Annotated in this window: 10 protein-coding genes and 1 tRNA gene; 6 read left to right on the forward strand and 5 right to left on the reverse strand. The window is 59.4% G+C overall.

The annotated features are described in order from the left end of the window. Together H0V78_09610 and H0V78_09615 are read right to left on the reverse strand one after the other, a co-directional pair. On the reverse strand, window positions 1-1,817 hold a 1,817-nt coding region (locus H0V78_09610), incomplete at its 3' end, for a DUF1929 domain-containing protein (protein ID MBA2352018.1). A gap of 5 nt (window positions 1,818-1,822) precedes the next feature. Next, window positions 1,823-3,016: a hypothetical protein gene (locus H0V78_09615; GenBank protein ID MBA2352019.1), complete on the reverse strand. Its 1,194-nt coding sequence runs from the start codon at window positions 3,014-3,016 to the stop codon at window positions 1,823-1,825. Window positions 3,017-3,226: 210 nt separating this feature from the next. On the opposite strand from H0V78_09615, the gene H0V78_09620 reads away from it, so the two are divergent. After that, the gene (locus H0V78_09620) at window positions 3,227-3,808 is read left to right on the forward strand and encodes a hypothetical protein (protein MBA2352020.1); all 582 of its coding nucleotides are present in this window, start codon (window positions 3,227-3,229) and stop codon (window positions 3,806-3,808) included. Window positions 3,809-3,870: 62 nt separating this feature from the next. Here the strand turns inward: H0V78_09620 and H0V78_09625 are convergent, their stop codons facing one another. Further along, on the reverse strand, window positions 3,871-4,698 hold the full coding sequence (locus H0V78_09625; GenBank protein ID MBA2352021.1) for a dihydrofolate reductase family protein: 828 nt from the start codon (window positions 4,696-4,698) through the stop codon (window positions 3,871-3,873). A 174-nt stretch (window positions 4,699-4,872) separates the two neighbouring features. Beyond that, on the reverse strand, window positions 4,873-6,501 hold the full coding sequence (locus tag H0V78_09630; protein ID MBA2352022.1) for an electron transfer flavoprotein-ubiquinone oxidoreductase: 1,629 nt from the start codon (window positions 6,499-6,501) through the stop codon (window positions 4,873-4,875). Window positions 6,502-6,655: 154 nt separating this feature from the next. On the opposite strand from H0V78_09630, the gene H0V78_09635 reads away from it, so the two are divergent. Then, window positions 6,656-7,063: an acyl-CoA thioesterase gene (locus H0V78_09635; protein ID MBA2352023.1), complete on the forward strand. Its 408-nt coding sequence runs from the start codon at window positions 6,656-6,658 to the stop codon at window positions 7,061-7,063. A gap of 55 nt (window positions 7,064-7,118) precedes the next feature. Here H0V78_09635 and H0V78_09640 read toward each other — a convergent pair whose 3' ends face one another. Continuing rightward, a complete protein-coding gene (locus H0V78_09640) occupies window positions 7,119-7,940 on the reverse strand; it encodes a squalene/phytoene synthase family protein (protein ID MBA2352024.1) in 822 nt (273 codons plus the stop codon). Between the two features lie 328 nt (window positions 7,941-8,268). Between H0V78_09640 and H0V78_09645 the strand changes: the two genes are divergently transcribed. From H0V78_09645 to clpX, 4 genes are all read left to right on the forward strand, one after another. Beyond that, window positions 8,269-8,353: transfer RNA gene (locus tag H0V78_09645), tRNA-Leu, on the forward strand. A gap of 126 nt (window positions 8,354-8,479) precedes the next feature. Then, window positions 8,480-9,841 carry a trigger factor gene (locus H0V78_09650; protein ID MBA2352025.1) on the forward strand — a complete coding sequence of 454 codons (1,362 nt, stop codon included), beginning with the start codon at window positions 8,480-8,482 and terminating at the stop codon, window positions 9,839-9,841. Next, a complete protein-coding gene (clpP, locus tag H0V78_09655; GenBank protein ID MBA2352026.1) occupies window positions 9,834-10,478 on the forward strand; it encodes an ATP-dependent Clp endopeptidase proteolytic subunit ClpP in 645 nt (214 codons plus the stop codon). The genes H0V78_09650 and clpP overlap by 8 nt, the downstream gene beginning before the upstream one ends. Window positions 10,479-10,520: 42 nt before the next feature. Beyond that, the gene (clpX, locus tag H0V78_09660; GenBank protein MBA2352027.1) at window positions 10,521-11,786 is read left to right on the forward strand and encodes an ATP-dependent Clp protease ATP-binding subunit ClpX; all 1,266 of its coding nucleotides are present in this window, start codon (window positions 10,521-10,523) and stop codon (window positions 11,784-11,786) included. Window positions 11,787-11,825 lie beyond the last annotated feature (39 nt).

Genomic DNA, 11,825 nt, shown 5'->3' on the forward strand with positions numbered 1-11,825 from the left:
GTGGTACGGACAGCGCCGTTCCAGCGAATCAACGAGGACGAGACGAAGCTCGTGCCGTTGACGGTCAAGGTAAAGGCCGGCCCGCCTGCGCTGGCGGCAGTCGGGTTGATCGTGTTTAAGGTGGGGGCGGGGTTGCTGGCGCCGCCGATCGTGAATGCGATCGCATTTGAGACCAGGCCGTCTGATGTCGTGACCGTAATGGATGCCATACCAGCGGCGGCGATGTCCGCGGCGGCAATGGTCGCCCGCAACTGTGTCGGGCTGACGAAGGCAGTCGTGCGATTGCTGCCGTTCCAGCGTACCGTGGCGCCGCTGGCAAAGTTCGAGCCATTGACGGTAAGGGTGAATTGCCCGCCTCCCGCTGCCGCACTGGACGGTGATAACGAAGAGATAGCCGGCGCATTGATGCCATCGGCGATGCGGATAATGCGCGCAACCGAGGGCACGCCGTTTTTAAGGATGAAGAGCATGTAGTGGCCGCCGGGCGCTGCCGTCTCGCTTGAAGGAACGGTAACGTTCAGACCGCCCGCGACCCGGGTGAATTTGGAACGCGCAAACGCCTGACTCATCGTGACCGTGTGCGTAGTCGATCCGAGGCGAACCCAACTCACCTGCGTGATGTCTGCGGCGTCGGCAGTGCCGAGAAAGAAAGCCTGATCGCGCGCCACCGTGGTGGGCGCCGACGAAATGACCGGGCGGGCGCCGGCAAACAGATACGGCGGCGAAAAAAGCTCCGTCTCCAGCGTGTTATCGCCACCTGTTGTCAACACGCGCGCATCGGGAAGCAGGATGGCGACAGCGTGGTAGAGACGTTTGACCCTGGCGCTCGCCAGCGTCGTCCAGGCCTCTGTTTCGGGATCCCACATCTCGGCGGCAAACACCGCTCCATCCGGGTTGTTGAAGCCGCGGCCGCTGGTGCCCCCGGTGACCAGAACTTTTCCATCGGGAAGCATGGTCGCGTACATCTGCCGCCGGGCATTGGCCATAGGCGCGACGGCGCGCCAGGCAGGCTGGCTGGCATTGAGATCGATTACCTCGGCCGTATTGGTCGGCGGCTGGGAACCGCCACCCGCGATAAAGACTTTCCCCGGTTCGTACATTATCGATGAACCGTAATCGCGACTGGCCGTTGTTCGATTCCCGACGTTGCTCCAACTGCCGGTTCCTGAAGTGTCGAGATAGCGCGTCATTTGACTGGGACCAGCGAGGAAAACCTTACCGTTCGGCGCGAGGAACATGTAAGGATAAAGCGGCAGACTGAGTTGAGCGCTGGTCAAGTCGCGCCAGCTTCCGGTAACGGCTTCCCAAACCTGGGGCAGCGGATTGCTGCCTTGGGTGTTGTCGATACTCCCCGAGACGACGAGCACATCGCCGTTCGGCATGACGGTATTCGTCGGATACCAGCGGCCGGCGTTCATCTGCGGCTGCCGGCTCCAGGTGTTGTCAGTCGAGTCGTAGATCGAGGCTTCGGGCAGGCCGACGTTATTCTGAATGTGGCCGCCGGCGACGAACAGCCGGCCATCGGGCAAAAAGCTGTGGCCGGTGCAAAAGACATTGAAGCCGCTCATAGAGCGCGACGTGAACACATTCGTTGCGGGATCCCAGACCAGCGGCTCTTCGGCGCTTTGCCACATCATCAGCTTTCCCTCGGGAAGGAGGTGGGTGTGGATAGGCACGTTCGGCAAGGTTGGGCCATCCTGCCACTGCCCGACAGCCGATGCCTGCTGCGCCATTGCAATCGCGGGCATCAGTGACAGCCCGAGGAAAGTCCATAGCGCCGCTTTGATGCGCCGGCAAACGATCGAAGAGTTTTTCATGGCGGTTACCGGGAAGGAGTGAGCAGGATGACGCGGATCGGAAGCTCGTCGGTATGACTGTGCTCACCGGTGGCATGACCGTGGCCGGCTGCCTCCTCCGAAGCGTCCTGCCCAACGGCGAGAATCTGGCCCCTGTCGGTGATGCCGAGGGCCTCGGTCAATACCAACCCAGGGACCGCAATCATGGTGTTCAGGTCTTGCATGCCTGCCGCGGCCGTCCAGATAAAAGCCCGACTACCCGAGGCGCTGTTCGACAGACCAACGATTTCGCGACTGGAATTGACATCGCGCGCGCGGCTATCGTTACCTTCGGCAAGCACTCCCAGGTTCTGAAGCACGCCTCCCGCTGGCCATAGCACCGCCCGCGCCCCGTTCGCCCCGCTCGATATTCCAACCACGTCTCTGTTGTTGTTAAGGGCCGTCGCCTCGCTCTCGGTATCCGCGGGCAAGGCGCCGAGATCCAGAATCCCGCTCTTTGTTGGCCAGAAAACGGCGCGGATCCGCCCGGCGCTTCCGGATTTCCCGGCGATATCTCCGCGATTATTGATCGCGGAACCTTCGGTCGTCGTTGCGCCGTCCAAGCCGGGCAGCGCTTTGATTGCGCCAGCGCGGGTCCACCAGACAGCCTTGATCCCGTTTGCGCCGGTTGAATAACCGGCGGCCTCACCCTGCCCATTGATGGCCAAGGCCGATCCCCCGGTGTCGCCGGGCAAGGTCGGCAACTCCTGGTCGCCGTGGCGCCGCGTCCACCGAAAGGGCTTCAGTGAGCGATCGCCGTTGAATGCGCCGACGACCTCGCTCAGATCATTGATGCCGAAGGACGTACTGAAATCAGTGAGCCGTTTCACCGCGACTTCTTCACGGCCGCCGCGGTTGAAAAGGAACGCGCGATGGCTCGTTTTGGGAGTACGGGCTCCTCCCGCCACCTCCTCGGAAGCGTTCAGGCGGCGGACAACGACCGCCTGGCCTGGATCGAGCGCGCCGAACTCGAAGACGTCGTAACTACGCACCGCGCCTTGCCGCGCGTGTGCGGTCCTGTTTGCGGAATCGGGGAGCGCTGAATTGCTGTCCGCGACCGGTTTACGCAAACTCGGGGCTGCCTTATCCGACGTCAGAAACAGCGCGTAGGCGCCGCCGCCGGCGACCATAGTTGCGATTAGCATTGCGGATAAGAGGAAATTGCCCCGGTAGTTTTTCATCGTTTCCCTTGTTGTCGTAAGCCTTCTCGGCGCTTTATCATCCGTGTCGGGGGGTTCAGCTATCACCTGCGTGAACGGTCGCCGCTGTTTCAACCTTTAGCAGCACACGCGCCGGGGAGAATACGACAAGCAAGGCCGTGGCCGGTATAGTGCAAATGCATCATGCGCTGCTGTACAGGAGCGCTTCCCATCAAAAGTAAGGGATTAAAAATGATGAGTACCCTCAGCCAGATGTTGACTTCCATTTACCGCGCGGCGCGCGAGTTGCCGGCGAGCGAGTTTCAGAATTTCGCGCTGGATTTATTGCGGATGCAGCTTCTGGACAGGCTGTATGAGGGGAAGCATGAACGCCGCAGCGGCCTGGCCATATCGGATCAGGCTGGTCTTGTGTGCAGCAGCGGCCCGGACTTCACGCCGTTGATGCAGACGGAATGGCCGCAATGGAACGGGCAGCACCTGCCAGAGGATTTGCTGGTGGGACTGGGGAACGGGCAAGGGCAGGGCGACGGGAAAGGGCCCGGGGAGGCCAGTTTTGCCGGGCAATCGATTACCGTGACCGCGTCCGCGGACGCTGGATTTTATTTTCTGCGCGCGAGAAAGCGTTCGACCGTCGATACCTTAAGCCCACGCGAGCGCGACATCGCCCGCCGCTTCGCGGATGGCTCGACTCATAAGGAAATCGCCCAAACGCTAGCTATTTCCCCCGCGACCGTGCGCAACCACCTGCAGGCCGTCTACGTCAAGTTGCAGACGAGCAACAAGACGGGGCTTGCCAGACTGCTGGGCGAATAGCACCGCCGCATTTTCGGGTGAGTAGGCCGACGAGACATCTTCACGAGCCGCTCCCGCCTTATCTACAGTGCCCCATCGAACTTCGCGAACCACTGGCCGACACCGTTCGGCGACGATGCATCGTAATAAAGCTCCCGCATCCGCAGGCGCCCCGCATCACCCACCGTATCACCTTGCAGCATCGTGTCGAACGCAAGCCCGCCGAGGATCTGGTGCGTGATTGTCAGGTACAGCCGGTCGAGTTTGCCGGCGCGAACCAGCGTGCTCAGCATCTGCGGGCCGGTCAGACAATAAACGCTGCGATAGCCGAGTTCGCCGAGCAATGCAACGAGTGCGCCCCCTTCGACATGACGGCCGCCGCCGCGAACATAAACTTTGATGCCGTCGCGCTCGAAAGCAGCGATGCGTTCAGGCTCCGCATCGCTCGTTGTAACGATATGCACGGCCTGGCTGCATTCGCGCAGTGACGCCGGCAGTTCAATATCGAGGCTGACGGTCGGAATCACGATCGCGGGCTGTTCCAGCAAACCCGCTTTCGCGCGCCAGTCGGCAAGATCCCGGCTCTCGGCCAGCAAGCCGATTTGCAGGATGTCGGGAAGCTTGCCGGCGGCGATGCTGCGCAGATAGCCGGCGCCGGTCAATAAGCAATCGGCCTGCGCCTGCAATTCCTGCAGCAGGCGCCAGTCGTTCAAGCTGCTCAGCGCCGCCGGCACATGGCTGTCGTTGCCGCTGCCGAGCGCGATGCGGCCATCGAGGCTGCTGACGAAACTCGCGTAGATGAAAGGCCGGCCGCGGCGGCCTTGACGGTGGTTGTTGTGCGCAAGATAGAGGCCACGCAACGGCACGTGCTCGCGGGCTTCCGGATATAACGCAGAGACGACGTTTCTCATGCTCGGTGATCTAGTGTTGTGTCCCGCTTGCTAATTTTTTGCACCGTTCGTGGTGAGCCCTTCGGCTTTGCTCAGGACAGGCCCGTCGAACCATGAAAGACGGTAGGCCGCCCTTCGACAGGCTCAGGGCGAACGGCGAATCAGGCAACTTATTTGCGGAACAGGCCCTGTTGATTACATGTTCGGATAATTCGGCCCGCCACCGCCTTCGGGCGTGACCCAATCGATGTTCTGCGGCGGATCCTTGATGTCGCAGGTTTTGCAATGCACGCAATTCTGCGCGTTGATCTGCAGGCGTCTGACCGGCGGCGCTGCGGCTTCGCCGCCGGTATCAGGCTCATCGACATACTCGTAAACGCCGGCCGGGCAATAACGCTGCTCGGGGCCGTCATAGTGCGCGAGATTGACGGCGACTGCGAGCGCGGGATCGCGCAATCGCAGATGCGACGGCTGATTTTCTTCGTGGTTGGTGTTCGAGAGGAATACCGATGACAAGCGATCGAAAGTTAGCTTGCCATCGGGCTTCGGGTATTCGATAGGCTGGCATTCGGCGGCGCGTTTCAGCGCGAGATGATCGGCGTGATGGCGCAGCGTCCACGGCACGCGGCCGCCAAGGACATAGGTGTCGAGCGCGGAATAGGCGAGGCCCGCGTAAAGGCCGCGATGGAATGACGGCCGGATGTTGCGCACGCGATGCAGCTCTTGCCATAGCCACGATTTTTCGAGCCGCGCCTGATAATCGCCGACCTCTTTTTTCTTTGCGCCGCGAAAATTTGCGAATACGGCTTCGGCCGCGATCATGCCGGATTTCATTGCCGTGTGCGTGCCTTTGATTTTCGGCACGTTCAGGAATCCGGCCGCGTCGCCGATCAAGAGGCCGCCGGGAAACGACAGCTTTGGAATCGCCTGCCAGCCGCCTTCGACCAGCGCCCGCGCGCCGTAGGAAATTCGCTTGCCGCCCGCGAACGTCGCGCGAATTGCGGAATGTGTTTTGAAGCGCTGGAACTCCTGATACGGATTCAGGTACGGATTCCCGTAATCGAGGCCGACGACATAACCGACAGCGACTTGCCGGTCTTCAAGGTGATAAATGAACGAGCCGCCGTAGGTTGTTCTATCGAGCGGCCAACCGATGGTATGAACGACGAGCCCTGGCTGATGCTGCGCGGCATCGACTTGCCAAAGCTCCTTGATGCCGATCGCATAGGTCTGCGGCCGGTCTTCCTTGCGCAACGCGAAGCGCGCGATCAACTGCTTGGTCAGCGATCCGTGGCAGCCTTCGGCGAACAGAGTTTGCTGGCCGTGCAGTTCGATACCTCCCTGGAAGCTCGCGGTCGGCCTGCCGTCCCTGCCGACACCCATATCGCCGGTGGCAACGCCGCGCACCGCGCCATCGCTGTCATACAGCACTTCCGCCGCGGCAAAGCCGGGATAGATTTCGACGCCCAGCGATTCGGCCTGCTGCGCGAGCCAGCGGCAAAGGGTGCCGAGACTGATGATGTAATTGCCTTGATTGCGCATTTGTGGCGGCGTCGGCAATTTGAACGCGCGCCGTTCGGTCAGAAACAGAAAACGGTCTTGGACCGCCGGCGTGTTCAGCGGCGCGTTCAGTTTCTGCCAATCTGGCAGCAGCTCGTTCAGTGCGCGCGGCTCGATCACGGCGCCGGACAAAATATGCGCGCCGACTTCCGAGCCCTTTTCCAGCACGCAAACACTGAGCGCATCGCCGCCAAGTTGCCTGAGCCGGATAGCGGCAGCCAGCCCCGCCGGGCCGGCCCCGACGATGACAACGTCGTACTGCATGGATTCGCGATCGGTCAAGATGACTCCCGATGGTCGCTTCGCATCAGCTCGAAATGCCGTGCTAAGCTCGCTTTAGCCGGCTCGGTTTAGCCGGAATGGTAAGTTGAATAGTAAACTTTCAAGCCATTCAGGAAAAGTTTGCATGCAATCTGAAATGACGTCGGAAAAACGCGCGATGTGGATCGAAAAAACACGGGTGCGCTGGGGCGATATGGATGCGCTTGGCCACGTCAACAACATCGTCTATTTTCGCTACATGGAGCAGGCGCGAATTTCCTGGTTCGATTCATTGGGCATCGTGGTGGCGGCAGATCCAGGTCCGGTGATCGTCAGCGCAAGCTGCAACTTCACCCGGGCGATCGTTTATCCGGCAGAGGTCGCGATCAGCGTTCGTTGCGGCAGGCCTGGCCGCAGCAGTTTTCCCATCTACCACGAGATTTACGCTGCCGGTGACGCGACTTTGCGCTACGCCGACGGTGAAGCAACCATAGTATGGGTTGATCACAGAGCCGGCAAATCCACGCTGTTGCCCGAAAATTTGCGCGCGCTGCTCGAAACGTGAATCGAAACAATTCGAGGCGGCGGCGTCATGCCGATCCGGTTTCAACTCCAGGCCGCTAACTCCGGGTTTTCCAGGCGATCCACAGTTTACGCAGCGGTGTCAGGGCAACGCGCTCGCGCAACACGGCCTCGGGGCCGGCGGCGATTTCGGCGAGCAGCGCGGTCGCCAGCGCGGCGCGAATCAGGGTGGGGCGCTGCGCTTTGCGGTCGATGGCCGGAATTTGCGCGACTGCCTGCTTCAGCTCCGCGCGTGCTCGCATCAGTTGGAATTCCATCAAGCGTTTGTAGCTTTCGCTATTGTTGCGGTGAAAAATGTCGCCGACGCGAACATCGAATTCACGCAACTCGGTCGTGGGCAGATAAAGCCGACCGCGTCCGGCGTCGTGTCCGATCGCGACGATAATTTCGGCGAGCCGCAACGAAGAGCCGAGTTCCACGATGGCGTTCACCGTCGACGGATCGTGATAGCCGAATACCGCTGCGGAGAGGCGGGCTGGCGCACCGCCGGCGAGTCCGCAGTAAGCGGCCAAGGCGCTGTAATCGGCAAACCGCGTTTTCGCGATATCGGATTCGGCGCTTGACAGCATCTCGGCGAACCCGCTTTCTGGTAATCGATAACGCTTGATCGCCGGAGCAAGCTGGCGACCGGCCGGATGTTGGGCGCGGTCGGCAAACATCGCTTCGATTTCGGTCTGCCACCACGCCAGTTTTATCGGAGCGACATCAGGGTCGCCATCGGCTATGTCATCAAGTTCGTCGCGGAGCGCGAACAGCGCGGTAACCGCCTGCCGTTTTTCGGGCGGAAGGAACAAAAAACTGTAATACAGGGACGATCCAGGCGGCGCGGCTTTGTTCTGGCAATATTTTTCCGGCGTCACTTATTGTCCCCGTGCGGCGGCAGTGCGTATTCTAGCAGGCGCGCAATGTTGGTTGCGGCCACCTCCGCCTTCGCATGGTGGATAGTAAGCTGTTTGCGGCGGCGTCGCGTGCCTTCAACCGTTATCTCGCATCAATACTCTCCCAGTCCATGCCCCGATATTTCTTCGTCCAGCAGATTCATGCGCGACGTGACTTTATTGGCCATAATCCCGGTTTTTATGCTATTTTCGCTGAAGGAAGCGGCCCGCAGCCTACCTTAAAACGTGGTTTGACGGCGCGGTTGTCTCCCTTGCGCTGCGTCCGATATCCCGGTCTGGCCGTATCGATGCGAAAGTGGCGGAATTGGTAGACGCACGGGATTTAGGTTCCAGCGCCGAAAGGTGTGGGGGTTCGAGTCCCCCCTTTCGCACCAAGTGCGATGCCTCGGATTGGGACCGGGGTGGATTTTGGCGAGACGATTTTCGGCCTGCCGGATATCGTGACGGTTTCGTTGTAATAATAATGACGCTAACCAAAACGTCCTTGGGGATTTGAACAGATGCAGGTCAGCTTAGAGAACATGGGCAATCTGGAGCGGCGGCTGAACGTGGCCGTACCGCTGCAGGAAATCGACAGCGAGGTCGAAAACCGGCTGAAGAACATGGTGCGAACGGTGCGACTGCACGGTTTCCGGCCAGGCAAAGTGCCCTACAGGATTATCGCTCAGCAGTACGGCGGGCAGGTTCGCCAGGAAGTACTGGGCGACAAGCTGCAGCGGACTTTTGGCGACGCCGTAGCCGAGCAAAAGCTGCGTGTTGCCGGGCCGCCGAAATTCGAGGCCAAGCCGGTCGCGGACGGCGCGCAGGATTTCGAATACAGCGCAACTTTTGAAATTTATCCCGAATTCGAGGTCGGTGATCTCTCCAACGCTGCGATCAGGCGACCGCAGTTGGTCATAGGCGAAGCCGAAATAGACAAGACGATCGAGATTTTGCGCAAGCAGCGCATGCATTTCGAACCGGTGCAGCGTGCCGCGGAAACCGGCGATCAAGTCACTGTCGATTACAGCGGCGCCATCGACGGCGCCGAGTTTGAAGGCGGGCAAGGCAAGGATATCAGCGTCGTGCTTGGTGAAGGACGTCTGTTACCGGTATTCGAGCAGAACATCAGCGGCATGCAGGCCGGTGAGTCGAAGACATTCGATCTCGATTTTCCTGCCGACTACCAGGGCAAGGAGGTCGCCGGCAAGACAGCGAGCTTCGAGGTGACGCTGAAGCAGGTGAGCGCGCCGAAGTTACCGGAGGTCGATGCAGAATTCGCAAAAAACCTAGGCATTGCCGATAGCGATCTCGATAACATGCGCGCCGAAATCAAGCTCAATCTTCAGCGTGAAGCCGGGCGCCGGATTCAGGCCAGAATCAAGGATCAGGTTATGCAGGCCTTGCTCGATGCGACGTCGTTTTCGCCGCCGAGGGTCATGGTCGAGATCGACGCGCAGCGCTTGAAAGAAAATGCAATCCGCGATTTGCAGACGCGCGGCATCAAGGCAGCCGATTTGCCTCCTGAAGCGCTACCCTCATTCGATGAGCCCGCACGCCGTCGCGTAATGCTCGGCTTGATTCTTGCTCAACTCGTAAAAGGGAAGGATTTGCAGCCGCAGCCGGCCCAGGTGCGGACCGCGGTCAGCGAGCACGCGCGCAGCTTCGAAGACCCGGAGCAAGTGGTCAAATGGTATTATCAATCGACCGAGCGGCTGCGTGAAATCGAATCGCTGGTGGTCGAAGACAATGTGGTCGCGTGGGTGCTTGGGCGCGCGAAAGTCAGCGATGAGCCGATCGATTTCGACGAACTGATGGGGCATCAATCGGCAGCCAGGCGAGAGTCAAACAGTGGCGAACCACGAGGACAAGGTGATGCATAACCGTTTTCAGCAGCAGGGGCAGTGGCAGGAGCCGCAGAGCCTGGGTCTGGTTCCGATGGTCATCGAGCAAAGCGGACGCGGCGAGCGCGCCTACGATATTTATTCGCGATTGCTGAAAGAGCGCGTCGTGTTTCTGGTTGGCCCGGTTAATGATATTTCGGCCAATCTGATCGTTGCCCAGTTATTGTTTCTGGAATCGGAAAATCCCGACAAGGACATTTTCTTTTATATCAATTCGCCGGGCGGCTCGGTGTCGGCCGGTCTTGGTATTTACGACACGATGCAGTACATCAAGCCGAACGTCAGTACGCTTTGTGTTGGCATCGCGGCCAGCATGGGCTCGTTCCTGCTCGCGGCAGGCGAAAAAGGCAAACGTTATTGTTTACCCAATTCCAGAGTGCTGATTCATCAGCCGATGGGCGGGTTTCAGGGGCAGGCGTCCGATATCGAAATTCACGCGAAGGAAATTCTGTACCTGCGTGCGCGCCTCAACGCCATTTTGGCCAAACATACGGGCCAGGATCTCAAAACGATCGACAGAGATACTGACCGCGACATGTTTTTTGGCGCTGAGGATGCGGTGAAATACGGGCTGGTCGACAAGGTTTTATCAAGCCGAACCGAAGTTGCCGCCTAGTGTCTTAAAACCAGATCAATTTGAAAATCCGGACAACTGCTCATGGCGGATAAAATTGGTGGCGAAAAGCTGCTTTACTGCTCGTTTTGCGGCAAGAGTCAGCACGAAGTGCGAAAGCTCATCGCCGGCCCCTCGGTGTTCATCTGCGATGAATGCATAGAGCTTTGCAACGACATCATCCGCGAAGAAACGCAGGGCGAGAGCAGCGTAAAGGGCGCGAAAACGGATTTACCGGTGCCGCACGAAATTTGCGACATCCTTGACCAGTATGTGATCGGCCAGGAGCTGGCGAAGAAAATACTTTCGGTCGCGGTCTACAACCATTACAAGCGACTCAAGAATGCGTCGAAAAGCGACGATATCGAATTAGCCAAGAGCAACATTCTGCTGGTAGGCCCGACCGGATCAGGCAAAACCCTGCTTGCGCAGACTCTGGCGCGCATGCTGAATGTGCCGTTCGTGATGGCCGATGCGACAACCTTGACCGAAGCCGGTTACGTCGGCGAGGACGTCGAGAACATCATCCAGAAGCTGCTTCAGAAATGCGACTACGATGTCGAGAAGGCGCAGCGCGGCATCGTCTATATCGACGAAATCGACAAGATTTCACGCAAATCCGACAACCCGTCGATCACGCGCGACGTATCTGGCGAGGGTGTGCAGCAGGCGCTGTTGAAGCTGATCGAAGGCACGATCGCGTCGGTGCCGCCACAAGGCGGGCGCAAACATCCGAACCAGGAATTCGTTCAGGTCGATACGACGAATATTCTGTTCGTTTGCGGAGGCGCTTTCGACGGTCTCGACAAGATTATTCGCGATCGCTCCGATAAAGGCGGGATCGGTTTCGGCGCGGAAGTCAAGAGCCGCGACAATCGCAAGGATATCGGCCTGATATTGCGCGGGGTCGAGCCGGAAGATTTGATCAAGTACGGTTTGATCCCGGAATTCGTCGGCCGTCTTCCCGTGGTGGCCACGCTCGGTGAGCTCGATGAAGTTGCGCTCATCAAAATTTTGACCGAGCCCAAGAATGCCTTGATGAAGCAGTATCAGAAAATGTTCGGCATGGAAGGCGTGGAACTCGAATTGCGCGAAGCGGCCTTGAACGCGGTCGCGAAAAAAGCACTGGCGCGGAAAACCGGCGCGCGCGGCCTGCGCTCGATACTTGAACAGGCGCTGCTGGAGACGATGTTCAATCTGCCTTCACTGGAAAACGTAACCAAGGTTGTTATCGACGAAGGCGCGATCAGTGGCGATGCCCAACCGCTCCTGATCTACGCCGACAAACCCAAATTGGCCGGCTCGAAATAGCCGGCAAAGCGCCGTTTTTCCATCCGCGCGGTTCCACCT

It is taken from the genome of Burkholderiales bacterium (genome assembly GCA_013695435.1).
Taxonomy (GTDB): domain Bacteria; phylum Pseudomonadota; class Gammaproteobacteria; order Burkholderiales; family JACMKV01; genus JACMKV01.